This is a genomic window from Amycolatopsis sp. NPDC028719 (assembly GCF_055565395.1).
On sequence record NZ_JBVHUL010000004.1, the window covers coordinates 462,422 to 481,995 of the forward strand.

The following is a 19,574-nucleotide window of genomic DNA, read 5'->3' on the forward strand; positions in this document are numbered from 1 at the left end:
GATCCGGAAGGGGCCGCATGAAGGACCTTTACGTCGACGGCGTCTGGTCCGACGCCGAAAGCCACTCCGACGTGCTGAACCCCGCGACCGGCCAGGTGATCGAACAGGTCGCCGAAGCCGGCCGCGAGGAGGTCGACGCCGCGGTCAGAGCCGCCGAGCGGGCCTTCGACGAGGGCCCGTGGCGCCGGACCACGGCCACCGAGCGCGGCGAACTCCTGCGCAAGGTGGCCGGCCTGCTCGTCCGCGACCGCGAAGAACTCGCCCGCACCGAGAGCCTCGACACCGGCAAGACGCTGGGCGAAGGCCGCATCGACATCGACGACGTGACGAACGTCTTCCGCTACTACGCCGACCTCGCCGGCAAGGACGCCGGACGCCTGGTCGACGCGGGCAGCGCGACCGTCGTCAGCCGGATCGTGCACGAGCCGGTGGGCGTCTGCGCGCTCATCGCGCCGTGGAACTACCCGCTGCTGCAGATGTCCTGGAAGGTCGCGCCCGCCCTGGCCGCGGGCAACACCGTCGTGCTCAAGCCCAGCGAGGTCACGCCGCTGACCACGATCAAGCTCGTCGCCCTGCTGGAAGAGGCCGGGACGCCGCCGGGTGTGGTCAACCTGCTGCTCGGCGACGGCCGGGTCGGCGCGGCGATGGTCAAGCACCCGGGTGTCGACCTGGTCTCCTTCACCGGCGGCTACGCGACCGGCGAGAAGATCATGACGGCCGCCGCGAAGGGCGTCCGGCGGGTCGCCCTCGAGCTCGGCGGCAAGAACCCGAACGTGGTGTTCGACGACGCCGACTACGACACCGCCCTCGACTACGCGCTGATGGCCGCGTTCGTCCATTCGGGACAGGTCTGCTCGGCGGGCGCGCGCTTGATCATCCAGGATGGGATCCATGACCGGTTCGTGGCGGACCTCGCCGCGCGCGCCGACAAGATCCGGGTCGGCGACGGCCTCGACCCCGCGACCGAGACGGGCCCGCTCGTCTCGGCGCAGCACCGCGCCAAGGTGGAGGGCTACATCGAAAGCGCTCTCGAGGAAGGCGCCACGCTCCGGGCGGGCGGCAAGCGCCCCGAAGGACCGGAGTACGAAAACGGTTTCTTCCTCCGCCCGACCGTGTTTTCCGGCTGTACCAGGGACATGACGGTCGTCCGGGAAGAGGTCTTCGGCCCGGTCGTCACCGTGGAACGCTTCGCGCACGAGGCCGACGCGATCGCGCTGGCCAACGACACCGAGTACGGGCTCGCCGGGGCCGTGTGGACGTCGGACGCGTCCCGCGCCCAGCGGGTCGCCGGGGCCCTGCGCCACGGCACCGTGTGGATCAACGACTACCACCCCTACCTGCCGCAGGCGGAGTGGGGCGGGTTCGGCCGGTCCGGCATCGGCCGCGAGCTCGGACCGTCCGGGCTGGCGGAGTACCAGGAGAGCAAGCACGTCTACCAGAACATCGATCCCGTTCCGCAGCACTGGTTCAAGGGATGACTCCCACCACGTGAGGACGCCACGATGACCACGCAGGAAAAGCCGGACGCCGCGCCCGACGACAGCTCCGACCTCGAAAAGTTCGGTTACCGGCAGGAACTCGAACGCTCCCTCGGCTCCTTCTCCAGCTTCGCCGCCGGGTTCTCCTACATCTCGATCATGACCGGCGTGTTCCAGCTGTTCTTCTTCGGCTTCGGCGCGGGCGGGCCGGCGTTCATCTGGACCTGGCCGCTGGTCTTCATCGGCCAGCTCGCCGTCGCGCTGTGCTTCGCCGAACTCGCGGGCCAGTTCCCGCTCGCCGGCTCGGTGTACCAATGGGCGAAACAGATCGCGAAGCCCGCGACGTCGTGGCTGGCCGGGTGGATCATGATCATCGGCGCGATCGTCACGGCCGGCGCCGTCGCGGTCGCCTACCAGATCATCCTGCCGCAGGTCTCGACCGCGTTCCAGATCGTCGGCAGCGACTCCGACGCCGGGCTGACGTCGACGCCGGGCGGCGCGCAGAACGCCATCATCCTGGCCCTGGTGCTGGTCGTGTTCGCCACGATCGTGAACGTCATCGGCGTCAAGCTGATGGCGAAGATCAACAACTTCGGCGTCGCGGTGGAGCTGTCCGCGGTCATCCTGCTGATCATCGCGCTGGCGATCCACATCAAGCGCGGCCCGCAGGTGGTCTTCGAGACGCACGCCACGGGTGACGGTCACTCGCTCGGGTACCTCGGGGCGTTCCTGGTGGCGTCGCTGATGAGCGCGTACGTCTTCTACGGCTTCGACACCGCGGGCTCGCTCGCCGAAGAAACCACCCAGCCGCGCAAGCACGCGCCGCGCGCGATCCTGCGGGCGATCACCGCGTCGTTCATCGTCGGCGGCCTGGTGATGCTGGTCGGCATGATGGCCGTGGGCGACATCAACGCCGAAGAGCTGAGCACGTCCGGCATGCCGTACTTGCTGAAGAGCACGCTCGGCACCGGACTGGGCAACGCCTTCCTGATCTGCTCGGCGATCGCGATCACCGTGTGCTGCCTCGCCGTGCAGACCGCGGCGATCCGGATGGCGTGGGCGATGGCCCGCGACGGCCGGCTGCCGTTCAGCAAGGCGATGGCGAAGGTGTCGCCGCGGTCGAAGACGCCGGTCCTGCCGGCGCTGCTCACCGGCGGCCTGACCGTCGTGGTGCTGCTGATCAACCTCGGCAACCAGCGCGCGTTCTTCATCCTGACCTCGACGGCGATCATCCTGTTCTACATCCCCTACCTGATGGTCACCGGCCCGATGCTGCTGCGCCGGCTGCGCGGACAGTGGCCGCGCCCCGGGCACGGCCCGTACTTCAAGCTGGGCCGCTGGGGCACGCTGGTGAACCTGGTCGCGGTCGTCTACGGCGCCGGGATGACGGTCAACCTGATCTGGCCGCGCGCCGAGGTCTACGGCGACGACCACTGGTACTTCCAGTGGGGCGCGGTGATCGTCACCGGGCTGATCGTGATCATCGGTGCGATCATGCTGTACGTCCGGCGCGGCACGTGGGGCTCGTCGCACACGAGCCCCGAGCACATGCCCGACAACGCCCCGGACACCCTGCCCGGCTGAGGAGGACGCATGAGTTCCTACGACTTCATCATCGTCGGCGGCGGTTCGGCGGGCTGCGCGCTGGCGAACCGGCTTTCCGCGGACCCGGCGAACAAGGTCCTGGTCCTGGAAGCCGGGCGGTCCGACTACAAGTGGGACGTCTTCATCCACATGCCGGCCGCGCTGACCTTCCCGATCGGGTCGAAGTTCTACGACTGGGGCTACCGCAGCGAGCCCGAGCCGCACATGAACCGCCGCCGCATCTACCACGCGCGCGGCAAGGTGCTCGGCGGGTCGTCCAGCATCAACGGGATGATCTTCCAGCGCGGCAATCCCATGGACTACGAGCGCTGGGCGAGCGACCCCGGGATGTCCACTTGGGACTACGCGCACTGCCTGCCGTACTTCAAGCGCATGGAAAACTGCCTCGCCGACGCTCCCGACGGGCAGTGGCGCGGCCACGACGGACCCCTCGAACTGGAACGCGGCCCGGCCTCGAATCCCTTGTTCCAGGCGTTCTTCGACGCCGCCGAGCAAGCGGGCTACCCGCGCACCGACGACGTCAACGGCTACCGGCAGGAAGGCTTCGCGGCCTTCGACCGCAACGTCCGAAAAGGACGGCGGCTGTCCGCGGCCGGCGCCTACCTGCACCCGGCGGAGAACCGGCCCAACCTCACGGTGAAGACGCACGCGTTCGTGTCACAGATCCTCTTCGACGGCACCCGCGCGATCGGCGTCGAGTACGCCGAAGGCCGCGGCGTGCCGGGTGAGGTGTACGGCAAGGAGATCATCCTCTGCGGCGGCGCGATCAACAGCCCGCAACTGCTGCAGCTCTCCGGCGTCGGCAACGCGGCCGACCTGGAGAAGCTCGGCATCGACGTCGTGAAGGACCTGCCGGGCGTCGGCGAGAACCTGCAGGACCACCTGGAGGTGTACATCCAGTACGCCTGCAAGCAACCGGTGTCGATGCAGCCGTCGCTGGCGAAGTGGAAACGGCCCTACATCGGCGCGCAGTGGCTGTTCCTGCGCTCCGGGCCGGCCGCGACCAACCACTTCGAGGGCGGCGGGTTCGTCCGGTCGAACGACGAGGTGAAGTATCCGAACCTGATGTTCCACTTCCTGCCGGTGGCGATCCGCTACGACGGTTCGGCACCCACGGAAGGGCACGGCTACCAGGTGCACGTCGGCCCGATGTACGCCGACACCCGCGGCTCGGTGAAGATCACCTCGACCGACCCGCGGCAGCACCCGGCGCTCAAGTTCAACTACCTCTCGACCGAGAACGACCGTCGCGAGTGGGTAGAAGCCGTGCGGGTGGCGCGGAAGATCCTCAACCAGGCCGCGCTGGAGCCGTACAACGGCGGGGAGATCTCGCCGGGGCCCCGAGTGGACACAGATGACGAGATCCTCGACTGGGTCGCCAAGGACGCCGAGACGGCGCTGCACCCGTCGTGCACGACGAAGATGGGCGTGGACGACATGTCCGTCGTCGACCCGCAGACGATGCGGGTGCACGGCACCGAGGGCCTGCGCGTCGTCGACGCGTCGGTCATGCCCTACATCCCCAACGGCAACATCTACGCGCCGGTGATGATGACCGCCGAGAAGGCGGCCGACCTCATCCTCGGCAACACCCCGCTCGCCCCGATCAAGACGCCGTTCTACCGCCACGGCGAACCGTTACGTCACTGACGAAATGCATCTTTCCTAGGGAAAGCTCCGCCTTCGGCCCCCAAATCCGCCACTTTCAGGACGAAAGTGGCGGGTTTGGCGTGCCCGGATTGTCCGGTGACCAGGGCGGAAACTACCGGGGCGTACCCCCTTGACGACGCCCTTCCCGGGATTCAGACTTTGTTGCGGATCACAGTTGATGTTCCCCTATGCGCAACAGTCTCGGAGGACCCCATGATTCGCGCGTGCACGGTGGACGAGCTGCCCCCGGGTGAGTCCGTCCGAGTCCCCGGGTCTCCCGCCATCGCGGTGTTCCACACCGAAGACGGGGAGCTGTACGCCATCGACGACACGTGCACCCACCAGGACGCCTCCCTGGCCGACGGCTGGCTCGAGGGCTGCTTCGTCGAGTGCCCGCTGCACGCGGCGATGTTCGACCTGCGCACGGGCATGCCGAGCTGCCTGCCCGCGAAGGAGCCGGTCCGGACGTACTCCGTGGTCGTCGACGACGGTGTCATCTACGTGCGGAGCGCCGCGAAAGAGGACGCCGCGTGAAGCGCGTCGCGGTCGTCGGCGCGTCGCTCGCCGGGGTCCGCGCCGCGCAGGAGCTGCGCGCGCAGGGCTACGACGGCGGCATCGTGCTGATCGGCGACGAGCCCCACCTGCCCTACGACCGGCCGCCGCTGTCGAAGGCGTTCCTCGCCGGGACGGCCTCGCGGGCCTCGCTGGAGCTGCTCGACGCCGGCGACCTCGCGTCGCTGGCGCTGGACTTCCGGCTCGGCGTGCGGGCCACGGCCCTGGAGCCGGCCGCGCGTCGAGTGCTGCTGTCGGACGGCGGTTCCGTGCACGCGGACGGCGTCGTCATCGCCACCGGAGGCCGCGCGCGCACGCTGCCGGGCTTCGAAGGCGCCCACACGCTGCGGACGCTCGACGACGCCCTCGCTTTGCGCGCGGCCTTGGTGCCCGGAGTCCGGGTGGCGATCGTCGGGGCCGGGTTCATCGGCGCCGAGGTGGCCTCGACGTGCCGTTCTCTCGGCCTCGACGTGGTCGTCTTGGAAGCTTTGGCCGCGCCCTTGGCGCCCGTGCTGGGCCCGGAGCTGGCGGCCGTCTGCGCCCGGCTGCATGCCGACCACGGCACGGACCTGCGCTGCGGGGTGTCGGTGACCGGCATGGACGCGGCCGGCGTCCGCCTGGCCGACGGTTCGCTCGTCCCGGCCGACGTGGTCGTGACGGGCGTCGGCATGACCCCCGCGACGGACTGGCTGGCCGGGTCCGGGTTGAAGGTCGGCGACGGCGTCCACACCGACGCCGGCCTGGTCACGGACCTGCCCCAGGTGGTCGCGATCGGCGACGTCGCGCACTATCACGCCGACGGCGCCGGACGGCGGCACGAGCACTGGACGAACGCGTCGGAGCAGGCGCCGGTCGCGGTGGCGAACCTGCTGGCCGGCCGTACCGAGCGCACCTACACGCCGAGCGGTTACGTCTGGTCGGACCAGTATTCGGGGCGGTTGCAGCTCGCCGGCCACCCGCGTCCCGGCGACTCGCTCTCGTTCGTGGACGGCGATTCGACGTCCTCGTCGTTCGTGGCCGTCTGGGCGCGCGAAGGCGCCACCGTCGGCGTGTTCGCGTTGAACAACCCGAAACTGTTCAACCGGCTCCGACGTCCGCTTCGCGTTCAGGCGGCTGCCTGAAAGTCTCAACCGGCAGTTCAAAGATACGCTTCAGGCACATGGAGCTGACCTTGGCCGAGCTGCGGGCCTTGACGGGCTGGGCGGCCGACTGCGCTTCGCGGGCGTTGCCGTTGTACGAGTCGCGGGTCCCCGGCGATCGTCGTCCCCGGGAAGCGATCTCGGCTGCGCAGGAGTTCGCTTCGGGCGCTCCGCGCACGAAGCTGCTTCGCACGGTCGCCTGGGCGGCGCTCGCGGCAGCCGGCGAAACCTCCGACGCGGTGGCAGCCGCCGCGGCCCGCGCCGCCGTCGGTGCGGCGGGGGCGGCTTACCTGCACCCGCTGGAGTCGCCGCACCAGGTGAAACACATCGTCGGCCCCGCGCAGCAGTCGGCGCTGGCTCACGAACTCGCCGGCGGCGACGCGGAAGCCGAGATCGGCTGGGCGCTCGACCACGCACCACCGGCGGTCCGGGACATCCTGCGCCGCTTCCCGGAAGGCAAGCCCGGCCGGACCCGCCTGGGCGAACTGCACCGCCGCCTGGAGTCCGCCCTCCGCGCCTGAGCGGATCAGATGCTGGTGGGGCGTTCGACGACCACGGTGGCCATCAGGGAGTGCCCGACGCCGAGGCCCTGCTGCGCTTGCTGTTCGCACGCGAACAGTTCCGTCGCCAGCTGCTTCGCGTGCTCGGCCGACGGCAAGCCCTGCCCGTCGCGGGCGGCCGTGGTGATGATCCGGTTCCAGCGTTCGGCGAAGGCCGCGAAGAACAGCTCGACCTGTCGTGGCGCGTATCCGGCGGGAGGGTCGAAGCGCAGCTGCGCGGGGACGATGTCGGTGCTGCCGCGGGCGAGTTCGTTGAGGAGGGTGCGGTAGGGCGGGATCGCCGGGTTGAACGACCGGGTGGCGGTGTGCCGGCCGGCGAGGACGGACCGGTCGGTGAACGTCGTCCCGCCCAGCCGGGCTCCGGCCCGGGTCGCGGCTTCGACGAGCGCCTCGTCGAGCGACCTGCGGTCGAAGAAACTCATCTGGTCGTGCAGGGTTTCGGTCGCGTCTTCGAAGAAGCTCATGTTGTAGGACCAGCGGGTCTCCGGCCACTTCGGCGTCCACTCGACCGAGTAGCGGCCGAGGACGTCGACGATGATCACCGCGCGGTCGCGGGTCTCGACGATCCGCCGCATGAGGCCGGTCAGGACCTCGACGACGTCCTCGTGGGGCAGGTGGGAGTAGGGCACGCCGCAGGACAGGTAGAGGTCGAAGTCGCCCGTGGGCAGTTCGGACCGCATGTCCGCGACGGCGAACGTGGCCGGCCGTCCCGCGTGGAGCGCACGTGCCGTGCCGACCATGTCGGGGTCGAGGTCGACCCCGAGGTAGTCGAGGGTGTTCTCGCCGGTCAGCGGGGCGAGGGGGCCGTGCGGCTCGGTCAGCAGGGCCAGGCCGTCTCCCGTGCCGCAGCCGACGTCGAGCACCCGCAGCGGCCGGCCGGGCTCGGGCCGGATCCGGGTGATGGCGTCACGCAGCACGCGGTGGGTGACGATTTCTTCCAGCATCGTCTTGACCGGGTCGCGCCTCTTGGGCGACGTGTAGTGGGCCGTTGCGGCGCGGTAGGACATGATCGAAACGTAGTTCATCGCCGTCGCCGGCCGGGGCGGAATTCGCTAGAGGGCCAGTTCGCCGAGGTCGGACTCCAGCCTCGCCCGCCAGGTCCAGCGCCGCTCGCCGGTGTCCGTGCCCTCGCCCGCCGGTGGGCCCAACGGCAACGCCGGGTCGACGATCCCGAACGTCACCCGGTAGGCCAGCACCGACGCCGCCGTGCGGATCCACGCGTCTCCCGACGCACCCGCCGGCGGGGACACGCCGAGAGCGTGGCCGAACCACGTCGGCAGCAGCGCGTTCGAGCCCAGCGCGTCCGTGATCCGGGTCCGCAGCCGCACCTGCAGGTCGTGCCACGCGCGCTCGGCGCGCTCCAGCTGCGGCACGATCCGCGCCTCGACCGCGTCCGCCTCGAGCAAGGCCAGCCGCGCCTGGTCCGCCGCCGCGGCCGCCGCCGGGATCTCCTCGTCCAGCAGCGTCCGGCGCCGCGTCGACAACGCCCGCAACCGGGACTCCGCATCTCCGCGAGCCCGCGAAGCACGGTCCGTCGACGCCAGGACGCGCATCACCTCGAGCAGGTCCGCATCGCACTGCGCGTGCGCCGCGCGCACCGAATCCAAACGAAGAATTTCCTGCTCGTGCCGGGCGCGCTGCTCCTTTGTGACGAGTTCCTTGTGCAGGTCGTCCCAGCGCGCCGCCTCCTTCGCGAGCGCCCGGGTCTCCGCGCCGACGTCGTCGAGGTTGATCTGCGGCACGCCGTCGGCCACGCGGACCGCGCGCTCGAGGGCCTGCACCTGCTGCTGCAACCGCTCCAGCTGGCGGCCGAGCAGGTCGATCCGGTCCTCCTGGCGGTGACCGCCGCCGCTCTCGAGCCGCTCGGTCAGCTCGGCGACGCCCTGGCGCAAGCGGTCGTCGGATTCCTCGACGGCCGCGCGCAACCCGTCGACCGCCGCGAACAACTCGTCGAGGTCGCGCCGCGTCGAGTCGACGGGCTCGGCGTACTCCTGCGTGAACTCCGGATCGTCGCCGTAGGTCGCGTAGCCGTGGCTCATGGGATCCGGCTTTCCCGCCACAGCAGGCCGCACGTGACCGCGACGCCCAGGGCCATGAGGATCGTGCAGACGACGGCCCCGGACCACGGGACCAGTGCCAAGACCAGCAACCCGGCCGTGCCGGACCCCGCCCACGCCGCCCGTGTCCGCTCGCGGATGACGTCGCCGACACGGCGGACCGGCCCGAAGCCGACCCACGCACCCGCCGCGAACAGCGGGACGAGCGCGAGCAGCCACACCGGCGACAGGACGTCGAACAGCACGAGCGCGGCGGCGGCCAGGGGCACCAGCACCGGCGCGGCCGCGAAGTAGACGACCGCGCGCTGCGTCGCCGCGTGCCGCGACTCGAGCTCGGCGTTCGCGAGCCGGTGCTTCGCCTCGTCGAACGCCACCTCGGAATCGAGCAGGCGATGGGCCGTCGCGACGAGCTCGTCCATCGCGTCGACGTCCGCGGGCGGGGTCGCCAGCCCGTCCCGCAGGTCCTGCTTGAGCCGGCCCACGCGCGCTTCGGCCTGGTCGCGGTCGTGCTGGGCTGGAGTCGTCACGCGAACACTTTAAGTGCCACGAGCGTCACCACCGGCCAACGCGCCCGGTGAGTCGTTACAGCTCGCCCAGGGCCGTGACCGGCGATTCGACGCAGTCCGCGACGAACCGCAGGAACCCGCCCGCCGTGCCGCCGTCGCAGACTCGGTGGTCGAACGCCAGCGTCAGCTCGCAGACCTTCCGCACGGCCAGCGCGCCGTCGACCACCCACGGCCGGTCGATGATCCGGCCGATGCCGAGGATCGCGGCCTCGGGGTGGTTGATGATCGCGGCCGAGCCGTCGACGCCGAACACGCCGTAGTTGTTCACGGTGAACGTGCCGCCGGTGAGATCCGCGGGCGTCAGCTTGCCGTCGCGCGCGGTGCGGGCGCGGTCGCCGATCGCCGCCGAGAGGTCCCGGGTCGACAGCTCCCCCGCGTCCCGCACGACCGGGACGACCAGCCCGCGGTCGGTCTGCGCCGCGAAGCCGAGATGGATCTCGTCCAGCAGCACGATTTCGTCGCCCTCGACGCGCGAATTCAGTTCGGGGAACCGGCGAAGCCCCGCGACGGCGAACCGCGCGATCAGCCCGAGCAGGCTGACCGGCCGGTCCGTCTTGGCGTTCAGGGCCGCGCGGGCGGCGACCAGCCCGGACGCGTCGACGTCCACCCACACCGTGGCCTCGGGGATCTCCCGCCGGGACGTCGTGAGCTTGTCGGCGACGGCTTTGCGGACCCCGGTGAGCGGAATGCGCTTGCCCTTCGCGGCGGGCTTCTTCGGTGTCGAGTTCTTGAGGGCTGCCTCGACGTCGGCGCGGCGGATGATCCCGTCGGGGCCGCTCGGGGTGAGCCGGGCGAGGTCGATCCCGTTGTCGGAAGCCAGCTTCCGCACGAACGGAGAGATCACGCCGGGCGCCTTGGCCTTCGGCGCGGGCGCTTCGACGCGGCGGACGCGCTTGCGGCGGGTCGCCGGCGCGGTGCCGTAGCCGATGAGGACGTTGCCGCTCCCCGACGACGCCGCTGCCGTCGTGACACCGGGCTCGGCGAACCCGCCGACGGACAGCAGCGGCGCGCCGACCGGCAGCAGCTGCCCCGGCTCGCCGTGCAGCGCCGACACGACGCCCGCGAACGGCACGGGCACCTCGACCGCCGCCTTCGCCGTCTCGACCTCGACGACGATCTGGTCGACCTTGACCGTGTCGCCGACGTTGACGTGCCAGTTGAGGATCGCCGCCTCGGTCAGGCCCTCTCCGAGGTCGGGCAGGAGGAAGTCAGGCACCGGCCACCACCGGGGTGTCGTTCCACTGCAGGCGCGCGATCGTGTCGAGGATCCGGTCGACGTCGGGCAGCATGTGCCGCTCCAGCTTCGGCGCCGGGTACGGGATGTCGAGCCCGGTCACGCGCAGCACCGGCGCGTGCAGCTGGTGGAAGCACTGCTCCGTGACGCGAGCGACGACCTCGGCGCCGTAGCCGCCGAAGCCGGCGGCCTCGTGCACCACGACGGCCCGGCCGGTGCGGCGCACGGACGCCGTCACGGTCTCGTCGTCGAACGGCGACAGCGAGCGCAGGTCGACGACTTCGACGTCCCAGCCCTCGGCCGTCGCGGCTTCGGCGGTTTCCATCGCGGTGGCGACCATCGGGCCGTACGCGATGAGCGTGACGTCGTTGCCCTGCCGCCGCACCACGGCCTTGTCCATGGCCGGGCCGTTCCGGGTGAAGGTGACGTCCTCGCCCGACCAGTAACGGGCCTTGGGCTCGAGGAAGACGACCGGGTCCGGCGACTCGATGGCGTCGCGGAGCAGGTCGTAGGCGTCCTGCGCGGTGCCCGGCGTGACGACGCGCAGGCCCGGCGTGTGCGTGTAGTAGACCTCGCTGGAGTCGCAGTGGTGCTCTACGCCGCCGATGCCGCCGGCGTAGGGAATGCGGATCACCATCGGCAGCGAGAGCGCGCCGCGGGTGCGGTTGCGCAGCTTCGCCACGTGCGAGGTGATCTGCTCGAACGCCGGATAGGCGAAGGCGTCGAACTGCATCTCGACGACCGGGCGGAAGCCGCCCATCGCCATCCCGACGGCGAACCCGACGATGCCGGACTCGGCCAGCGGCGTGTCGAAGCAGCGGTCTTCGCCGAAGTCGGCGGTGATGCCGTCGGTGACGCGGAAGACGCCGCCGAGCGTGCCGACGTCCTCGCCGAACACGAGCACCCGGTCGTCGTCCTTGAGCGCGTCCCGCAGGGCCGCGTTGAGCGCCTGCGCCATCGTGGTCGTCATCAGGCCTCCAGTTCGGCCGCGACCATCGCCCGCTGGCGCTGCAGCTGGCGGGTCGGCTCGGCGTAGACGTGGTCGAACAGCGACATCGGGTCGAGCTCGGCGTCGGCGTTCAGGGTGTCGCGGACGGACTGGGCGAACTCCTCGGCTTCGGCGTGGCAGAGCTCGATTTCGTTCTCGGTGAGGGCGTCCCCGAGGTAGGTCTCGAGGCGCTTGAGCGGGTCCGCTTCGCGCCACTTCGCGACTTCGTCCGCGTCGCGGTAGCGGCTGGCGTCGTCGGCGTTGGTGTGGGCGTCGATGCGGTAGGTGTGGGCCTCGACGAGGACCGGGCCCTTGCCTTCGCGGGCGTATTTCACCGCGTCGTCGAGGACGGCGAGGACCGCGACAGCGTCGTTGCCGTCGACCTGCTCCGAGCGCATGCCGTAGCCGATTCCCTTGTAGGCCAACGCGGGCGCCGCGCTCTGCTTCTCGAAGGGGACGGAGATGGCGTAGCCGTTGTTCTGCACGAAGAACACCACGGGCGCCTTGAAGACGGCGGCGAAGTTGAGCGCCTCGTGGAAGTCACCTTCGCTGGTGGCGCCGTCCCCGATCATCGCGAGCGCGACGGCGTCTTCGCCGCGTCGCTGCATCGCGTGCGCGAGACCGGCGGCGTGCAGAGTCTGCGTCGCAAGCGGAGTGCACTGGGGCGCTACGCGCGTCTCGGTGGGGTTGTAGCCGCAGTGCGCGTCGCCGCGAAGCAGCGTCAGGACTTCGCCGGGCTCCAGGCCGCGCGCGACGAGAGCGACGGAGTCCCGGTAGGTGGGGAAGAGCCAGTCGTTGTCCTGCAGGGCGAGCGCGGCGGCGACCTGGCAGGCCTCCTGGCCGGCGCTGGAGGGGTAGACGGCGAGGCGGCCCTGCTTGGTGAGCGCGGTCGCCTGGACGTCGAACCGGCGGCCCAGGACCATCAGCCGGTAAGCGGCTTTCAGGCGGTCCTTCGCAGGCTCGGCGTACTCGCCGTGCTGGTCGGCGCGCGTCCCGTCCTCGGCGACGAACCGCACCGGCGACACGGACGGCAGCAGGGTCTCCACGGCCATGGCGCACACCACCTCTCGCAGACATATGATGCTGAAATGGTCGTTCCTGGTGATCGTCTGTTCAAGGGTTCGCGGAAATGAGCGACAAACGGTCTGCGTTGGTGCCTTCTGATGACCAACCGTCCAACGACGCGCCGACCCAGGGGGCGCTTCCGGGACGAACGGTCCCGGCCCTGGACGAGGTCGACCGGGCGATGCTGGCGGAGCTGTCTTCGGACGGCCGCCTGGCGGTCCGCGCGCTGGCCGAGAAGCTGCACATCTCGCGCACGAACGCGTACGCGCGGTTGGAGCGGTTGATGGCGGAAGGGGTGATCACGGGCTTCGGCGCGCGGATCGACCCGCGCCGGGCCGGACTGGGCACGTCGGCGTACATCATGGTGACGGTGGAGCAGACGTCGTGGCGCACGATGGCGACGGACCTGCACGAGATCCCGTACGTCGACCACGTGGCCCTGGTCGGCGGCGACTTCGACATCCTGCTGCTGGTCCGGACGCCGGACAACCAGACGCTCCGGGACGTCGTCCTGGAGCGGCTGCAGGCCCTGGAGGGCGTGCGGTCGACGCGGACGTGGCTGATCTTCGAGGAACTGCCGGGCTCGGTACTGAGCTGACGCCGTGTCGCCCCACCAGTCACGCGAGATGCCCCCTCAATCACGCGAGATGCCCCTCCGATCACGCGAGATGCCCGCCTGATCACGCGAGTTCCGGGCATCAGGTGGGACGGCTCGCGTACTCAGACGGTCGGCTCGCGCACCTCAAGGGTCGACTCGCGTGATTGGAGGGTCGGCTCGCGTGTTCAGGGAGTCGACTCGGGCTGGCCGAAGGTCCACACCAGCACCGTCTGGCCTTCCTCCGCGACCCCGCCGGCCCCGCGGTAGGTAGCCGCGGCCGCGGTGTTGTCCCCCTCCGTCACCACCCACATGCCGTAACACCCGCGGTCCCGGGCCACGTCCGCCAGCGCCGTCACCAGAGCCCGGCCGATCCCCCGGCCCCGGAACGGCGAGTCGACCCCCAGCTCGTACAGGAACATCTCGGTCCCCTTGTCCGGGTGCGTCGTCTCGACGCCCGTCACCATGCCCGCCGGCTCCTCGTTCACGTACGCGATCAGCAGGTGGTGCCCCGGCGACTCGAGGAAGCGCGCGGCCGCGGACGGGATCGGCGGGTCGTCGAACAGGTGCCCCGCCGCCAGGAGCGGGGCGAGTGCGGCCACCCGGCGGATGTCCATGGGGCACCACCTTTGCCCCGCAGCACCCTTGACCGCAAGCGCGCCACGCGCTAGCGGTACCCGGTCGCCGGACGACTCTTATTTTATGTCGAGAATTAACTAGACCCTCAACCGCCCGAAACTATTGACGCCGTCCCCTTCGCCCGGTGAGGATCGGCCGGTCCGCCGCCGTTCACCGCAGAATGGACCAGACCATGGCCAGAAGATCACGCGCGTGGTCCCGTGCGCGCCGAAGTTCGCTCGTCACCCTGATGAGCCTGAGCCTGCTGGGTGGGGTCGCGCAAGCCGCACCCGCCCAAGCCGCCGAGCCACCACAGCCCGTGATCGGCCAGCCCGCCAAGGACAAGGACGGCTGCGCCAAGATCGAAAAGAGCCTGCCGACCCTGGCCGACTGGCCCAAGGTCGTCAGCCGCTTCAAGGGCAAGGCCGACGACGAGGCGCGCATCGCCCAGATCCTCGCGGGCATGACCCTCGAGGAAAAGGTCGGGCAGATGACGCAGCCCGAGATCACCTCGATCACCCCCGACGAGGTCAAGCAGTACGCCATCGGCTCCGTCCTCAACGGCGGCGGCGCGTGGCCCGGCGGCAACAAGCACGCCACCCAGCAGGACTGGCTGAACCTCGCCGACGCCTACTGGAACGCCTCGAAGACCAGCCGCACCAAGATCCCCGTCATCTGGGGCATCGACGCGGTGCACGGCAACAACAACGTCTACGGCGCGACCGTGTTCCCCCACAACATCGGTCTCGGCGCGGCGCACGACCCGTGCCTGGTGCGTGACGTCGCCGGCGCGACCGCCCGGCAGATCCGCGCCACCGGCCAGGACTGGGCCTTTTCGCCCACCCTCGCCGTCGTCCAGGACGACCGCTGGGGCCGCACCTACGAAGGCTTCTCCGAGGACCCGCGCATCACGCGTTCCTACGGCTTCGAGGCCATCAACGGTCTCCAGGACGGCGCCACCAAGCGCATCGGCTACAACGGCGTGATCGCCACCGCCAAGCACTTCATCGGCGACGGCGGCACGCTCAAGGGCCAGGACCAGGGCGTCAACCCCTCGTCCGAGGCCGACATGATCAACATCCACGGCCAGGGCTACTACGGCGCGCTCGCCGCCGGCACCCAGACCGTCATGGTGTCGTTCAACAGCTGGACCAACGCCGACCTCGGCATCAACGAGGGCAAGCTGCACGGCAGCGACAAGGCGATGAACCAGATCCTCAAGGGCAAGATGGGCTTCGACGGCCTCGTCGTGTCGGACTGGAACGGCATCGGCCAGGTCACCGGCTGCACGAACTCCTCGTGCCCGCAGGCGATCAACGCCGGCATCGACATCGTGATGGTGCCGGCCGACTGGAAGGCGTTCATCACCAACACGATCGCCCAGGTCAAGGACGGCCAGATCCCGATGGCGCGGATCGACGACGCCGTCACCCGCATCCTGCGCGTCAAGATCCGGGACGGCCTGTTCGAGTCGCAGAAGCCCTCCGACCGCTCCTACGCGAACTCCGACGAGGCGCTGAAGGACAACTGGCTGGCCCGCGACGCCGCGCGCGAGTCGCAGACGCTGCTGAAGAACAACGGCAACGTGCTGCCGCTCAAGCCGAAGTCGAAGGTGCTGGTGGTCGGCAAGAGCGCCGACAACATCCAGAACCAGACCGGCGGCTGGACGCTGAGCTGGCAGGGCACCGGCAACACCAACGCCGACTTCCCGAACGCCACCTCGATCCTGACCGGCATCAAGCAGGACCTCGGCGACGCGAACGTCACCTTTGACGAAAAGGGCGACATCGACCCGAAGGGCTACGACGCCGTCATCGCCGTCATCGGTGAGACGCCGTACGCCGAGGGCGTCGGCGACCTGACCCGCAAGACCCTCGAGGCGTCGAAGCTCTACCCCGAGGACCTGGCCGTGCTGGACAAGGTCAGCGGCAAGGGCACCCCGGTCGTCACGGTCTACGTCGGCGGCCGCCCGCTGTACATGAACAAGGAGATCAACCGCTCCGACGCGTTCGTGGCGGCCTGGCTGCCCGGCACCGAGGGCGGCGGCGTCGCCGACATGCTGGTCAAGGGCAAGGACGGCACCGGTTACCAGGGCACGCTGTCGTACTCGTGGCCGAAGAGCGCGTGCCAGTCGCCGCTCAACCCGTGGTCGCCGGACTACGACCCGCTGTTCAAGCTGGGCTACGGCCTGAAGTCGGGCCAGCGCACCACGATCGGCCGGCTGGACGAGACCCCCGGCCCGGCGACCTGTGGATCCACCGGTGGCGGCGGGACGGCGACCGAGGACCTGTCGATCTACGACCGCACCGACGTCGCGCCGTACAAGAGCTTCATCGGCTCGGCTTCGAACTGGGGCGGCACGGAGATCGGCCCGGACGGCACGGCCGAGCACCCCGAGATCACGACCGTCCCGACGGACGTCAACGTGCAGGGCGACGGCCTGAAGACGACCTGGACGGGCACCGGCGCGGCCCAGTTCTACCTGCAGAACCCGGCGGGCACGAACGACCTGCGCAGCTACCTGAACGCGGACGGGGCGCTCGAGTTCGACACCACCGTGCAGCAGGCGCCGGTCAACCGGACGGTGATCAGCATGCACTGCGTCTACCCGTGCTTCTCGGAGGTGAACGCGACGAAGCTGTTCACCGACCTGGCGGGCGGCCCGAAGACGACGGTCAAGATCCCGTTGTCCTGCTTCAACAACGGGCTGGACTTCGAGCACATCAACACGCCGTTCCTGGTCTACACCGACGCCGCGTTCCAGGCGTCGTTCGCGAACGTGCGGTGGGTCCCCAACGGGGCCAAGGATCCTGATGCGAGACCTTGTTCGAGTTTGACCTAGGTACCGGCCGGGCCGGGAGCGGAAGCTCCCGGCCCGGTTTCGTTTGATGCGACAGACTGGGGCGATGACCTCCGAAGCGATCGCGCTCGCCGACGAACTGCTGGACGTGCTGGGCACCTGGACGCCGCTCGAGGCGACCTTCGTGGGCGTCCCCGGCCACGACGCCGAGCTGCCTGACCCGAGCGAAGCCGGCCACGAGCGGCTTCGCGCACGGGCCGCCGGCATCCTCGCTCGGGCCCGGGCTTCGGCGGACGCCGACCGGGTCACGCTCGGCGTCGTCACGCAGCAAGCGGAAGCCGTGCTCGCACGGCTCGACGCGAACGACGTCGAGTTCACCCTCGCCGACCCGCTGTTCGCCGTCGGGATCAACCACCTCGCCTTCCTGCCGCAGCTCACCCCCTCCGGCGAACAGGCCGAGGAGGATTTCCTCACCCGGCTCGCCGCGATGCCCGCCTTCTACGAAGCCTTGGCGCGGCGCCACCGCGGCGGCCTGCGCGCCGGGCGGACGCCGGTCGACCGGATGGCTCACAACGCCGTCGCGTTCCTCGACCGGTTCCTGGCGCAGGAGCAGCCGTTCCCCCAGCCGCTGACCGGGGACCGGGGCGAGTGCCGCGATCGATTGGTGGCCGAGGCCGTCCGGCCCGCCCTGGCGCGCTACCGCGAGTTTCTCGCGACCGAAGTCGCCGGGCACGGCGGGCCCGACGACCGACCGGGACTCTGCTGGCTGGAAGACGGCGAGGCGCACTACGCGGCGTTGGCGCGCATGCACACGACCACCGACCACGCGCCCGAAGAGCTGCACCGGCTGGGCCTCGACGTGCTCGCCGGGCTCGAAGCCGAGTACGCCGAGCTCGGTGGCCGCGTATTCGGGCTGACCGACCCGGTCGAGGTGCGTCGCCGGCTGCGCAGCGACGAAAGCCTCCGCTGGCGCGACGCCGAGGAAATGCTCGAAACCGCGCGCGCCGCCGTCGCCCGCGCGACCGCCGCCGCGCCGGACTGGTTTCCCCGGGTGCCGGAAGCCGAGTGCGTCGTGCGGGCGGTCCCGGACGCCGAAGCACCGGTCGCCGCGGCGGCGTACTACATGCCGCCCGCGCTCGACGGTTCGCGGCCGGGCGTCTACTTCACCAACACGCACGAGGTGCGCACGCGCGACCGGTTCGTCGCCGAGACGGTGGCGTTCCACGAAGCGGTGCCGGGCCACCACTTCGCGGAGTCGCTGGCGCAGGAACTGACCGGGTTGCCGCAGCTGCGGCGGATCGCGCTGATCACCGCCTACAGCGAGGGCTGGGCCCTCTACACCGAGCGGCTCGCCGACGAGATGGGCCTGTTCTCCAGCGAGGTCATGCGGCTCGGCATGGTCGCCGAGGACTCGGTCCGCGCCGCGCGGCTGGTGGTCGACACGGGCCTGCACGCCCTGCGCTGGACGCGCGAGCAGTGCGTCGAGTTCCTGCGCACGCACACCGTGCTGAGCGAGGTCGAGGTCCAATCCGAGACGGACCGCTACATCGAATCCCCCGGCCAGGCGCTGGCGTACATGACCGGCCGGCTGGAAATCCTGCGCCTGCGCCGGTTCGCCGAGGAGAAGCTCGGGAAAGCGTTCGACATCAAGGACTTCCACGACGTGGTCCTCGGCGGCGGCCCGCTGCCGCTGAAGGTCCTGGACGACGTGGTCCGCGCCTGGGCCGGCTAGTGCTGCATGCCGTAGGACTTCTGGCACGGGTAGCCGTCGCCGGTGGCCGACCAGCTCGCCGGGTAGCCGTTCTGCGCCCAGGCCGCGTAGGCCTGCGCGTAGCTGTAGCCGCGCGCGTAGAGCCACTGGCACGGCGTCTGCCCGGCCGCCGGGGTGATCGCGATCCACGGCTGGGCGTAGATCCAGCTCGACTGGGCGTACCACTGGCTGCCCGCGGGGGCGTACACCTTCGGCGGGGCCGCGGTGGTGGTCACGATCACCGGCGCCGGTGGTGGTGACACGGTGACGGTCGGGGTGCTCGGTGCCGTGGTGACCACCGTCTGGATGCCTGCCGGAACGGCGTGGCCGGCGACGGGCACCCCGCACGCGGCGAGCGCGAGCACGGCGGACAGGGCGGCGGTGGCGCGGAAAAGACGCATCGGCTGGCTCATTTCGTCCGGGTCATGTGGCTGCCGGTGACAACGCCGCCGGAAACGGTGTACGTGCCGGAAAAAGTACGCGTGCTGCCGTCGATCTGGACGGCCGACAGCACGACCGAGACCGTGCTGCCCCGCACGTCCGTGACGGTCACCGTGGCCCACGACGTCGTCGCGAAACCGTTGACGTACTTGGTGTACCCGCCACCGCCGGCGATGCGGCTGCCGCCGAGCGACCACGCCGTCGCGAAGTCGCGCCGGTTGATCGCGTCGTAGTACGCGATCACCGTGCGCGCCTCCGCGGTGTCCACCGGCGCGACGTAGGCGGGTGGCTGCTGCACGTACACCGTCTGCGGCGCCGCGGGTACGGCGACTACGGCGGTACTGGTCGTCGGCGCCGGCGGCACGGCCACCGGCACCGGCACGCCGACGACCGGCGTTCCACAGGCAGCCACACCCACCGAGACCAGGGCGGCGACGAGAATTGCGGCAGTTCTCATGGGAATCACTTCTTCCGTC

General features: G+C 70.4%; 18 protein-coding genes. 9 read left to right on the top strand and 9 right to left on the bottom strand.

Features of this window, described 5'->3' with window-relative positions:
* Positions 1-17 precede the first annotated feature (17 nt).
* From ACZ4TR_RS20670 to ACZ4TR_RS20695, 6 genes are all read left to right on the top strand, one after another.
* Positions 18-1,478, top strand: a complete 1,461-nt coding sequence (locus tag ACZ4TR_RS20670; protein WP_465288544.1) for an aldehyde dehydrogenase family protein — start codon at positions 18-20, stop codon at positions 1,476-1,478.
* A 24-nt stretch (positions 1,479-1,502) separates the two neighbouring features.
* Positions 1,503-3,062, top strand: a complete 1,560-nt coding sequence (locus ACZ4TR_RS20675) for an amino acid permease (RefSeq protein ID WP_364519014.1) — start codon at positions 1,503-1,505, stop codon at positions 3,060-3,062.
* Positions 3,063-3,071: 9 nt separating this feature from the next.
* The gene (betA, locus tag ACZ4TR_RS20680) at positions 3,072-4,733 is read left to right on the top strand and encodes a choline dehydrogenase (protein WP_465288545.1); all 1,662 of its coding nucleotides are present in this window, start codon (positions 3,072-3,074) and stop codon (positions 4,731-4,733) included.
* Positions 4,734-4,946: 213 nt separating this feature from the next.
* Entirely contained in the window at positions 4,947-5,267 is a 321-nt protein-coding gene (locus ACZ4TR_RS20685; RefSeq protein WP_364519018.1) for a bifunctional 3-phenylpropionate/cinnamic acid dioxygenase ferredoxin subunit, read from the top strand.
* Positions 5,264-6,406, top strand: a complete 1,143-nt coding sequence (locus tag ACZ4TR_RS20690) for an NAD(P)/FAD-dependent oxidoreductase (RefSeq protein WP_465288546.1) — start codon at positions 5,264-5,266, stop codon at positions 6,404-6,406. Before ACZ4TR_RS20685 ends, ACZ4TR_RS20690 begins: the two co-directional genes overlap by 4 nt.
* Positions 6,407-6,444: 38 nt before the next feature.
* Entirely contained in the window at positions 6,445-6,945 is a 501-nt protein-coding gene (locus ACZ4TR_RS20695) for a putative immunity protein (protein ID WP_465288547.1), read from the top strand.
* A gap of 5 nt (positions 6,946-6,950) precedes the next feature.
* On the opposite strand, the gene ACZ4TR_RS20700 is transcribed toward ACZ4TR_RS20695, so the two are convergent.
* Genes ACZ4TR_RS20700 through pdhA form a run of 6 tightly spaced genes read right to left on the bottom strand, consistent with a single transcriptional unit; the run spans position 6,951 to position 12,881 of the window.
* Positions 6,951-7,991, bottom strand: a complete 1,041-nt coding sequence (locus tag ACZ4TR_RS20700; RefSeq protein ID WP_465288548.1) for a class I SAM-dependent methyltransferase — start codon at positions 7,989-7,991, stop codon at positions 6,951-6,953.
* A 45-nt stretch (positions 7,992-8,036) separates the two neighbouring features.
* Positions 8,037-9,023, bottom strand: coding sequence for a hypothetical protein (locus ACZ4TR_RS20705; protein WP_465288549.1), 987 nt, complete (start codon positions 9,021-9,023; stop codon positions 8,037-8,039).
* Positions 9,020-9,568, bottom strand: a complete 549-nt coding sequence (locus ACZ4TR_RS20710) for a hypothetical protein (RefSeq protein WP_465288550.1) — start codon at positions 9,566-9,568, stop codon at positions 9,020-9,022. The genes ACZ4TR_RS20705 and ACZ4TR_RS20710 overlap by 4 nt, the downstream gene beginning before the upstream one ends.
* A gap of 55 nt (positions 9,569-9,623) precedes the next feature.
* Positions 9,624-10,823 (bottom strand): dihydrolipoamide acetyltransferase family protein, encoded by a 1,200-nt coding sequence (locus tag ACZ4TR_RS20715; protein ID WP_465288551.1) that lies wholly within the window; start codon positions 10,821-10,823, stop codon positions 9,624-9,626.
* Positions 10,816-11,811: an alpha-ketoacid dehydrogenase subunit beta gene (locus ACZ4TR_RS20720; RefSeq protein WP_465288552.1), complete on the bottom strand. Its 996-nt coding sequence runs from the start codon at positions 11,809-11,811 to the stop codon at positions 10,816-10,818. The genes ACZ4TR_RS20715 and ACZ4TR_RS20720 overlap by 8 nt, the downstream gene beginning before the upstream one ends.
* On the bottom strand, positions 11,811-12,881 hold the full coding sequence (gene pdhA, locus ACZ4TR_RS20725) for a pyruvate dehydrogenase (acetyl-transferring) E1 component subunit alpha (protein WP_465288553.1): 1,071 nt from the start codon (positions 12,879-12,881) through the stop codon (positions 11,811-11,813). Before pdhA ends, ACZ4TR_RS20720 begins: the two co-directional genes overlap by 1 nt.
* Before the next feature lie 173 nt (positions 12,882-13,054).
* Between pdhA and ACZ4TR_RS20730 the strand changes: the two genes are divergently transcribed.
* Positions 13,055-13,492, top strand: a complete 438-nt coding sequence (locus tag ACZ4TR_RS20730; RefSeq protein ID WP_465288963.1) for an Lrp/AsnC family transcriptional regulator — start codon at positions 13,055-13,057, stop codon at positions 13,490-13,492.
* Between the two features lie 185 nt (positions 13,493-13,677).
* Here ACZ4TR_RS20730 and ACZ4TR_RS20735 read toward each other — a convergent pair whose 3' ends face one another.
* Positions 13,678-14,106: a GNAT family N-acetyltransferase gene (locus tag ACZ4TR_RS20735; RefSeq protein WP_465288554.1), complete on the bottom strand. Its 429-nt coding sequence runs from the start codon at positions 14,104-14,106 to the stop codon at positions 13,678-13,680.
* A 251-nt stretch (positions 14,107-14,357) separates the two neighbouring features.
* Here ACZ4TR_RS20735 and ACZ4TR_RS20740 point away from each other — a divergent pair, with 251 nt between their 5' ends.
* Entirely contained in the window at positions 14,358-16,949 is a 2,592-nt protein-coding gene (locus ACZ4TR_RS20740) for a glycoside hydrolase family 3 protein (protein ID WP_465288964.1), read from the top strand.
* 64 nt (positions 16,950-17,013) lie between these two features.
* Positions 17,014-18,639 carry a DUF885 domain-containing protein gene (locus ACZ4TR_RS20745; protein WP_465288555.1) on the top strand — a complete coding sequence of 542 codons (1,626 nt, stop codon included), beginning with the start codon at positions 17,014-17,016 and terminating at the stop codon, positions 18,637-18,639.
* On the opposite strand, the gene ACZ4TR_RS20750 is transcribed toward ACZ4TR_RS20745, so the two are convergent.
* On the bottom strand, positions 18,636-19,058 hold the full coding sequence (locus tag ACZ4TR_RS20750; protein ID WP_465288556.1) for a hypothetical protein: 423 nt from the start codon (positions 19,056-19,058) through the stop codon (positions 18,636-18,638). The two genes, ACZ4TR_RS20745 and ACZ4TR_RS20750, sit on opposite strands and share 4 nt — an antisense overlap.
* Before the next feature lie 8 nt (positions 19,059-19,066).
* On the bottom strand, positions 19,067-19,555 hold the full coding sequence (locus ACZ4TR_RS20755; protein WP_465288557.1) for a hypothetical protein: 489 nt from the start codon (positions 19,553-19,555) through the stop codon (positions 19,067-19,069).
* Between the last annotated feature and the right edge of the window lie 19 nt (positions 19,556-19,574).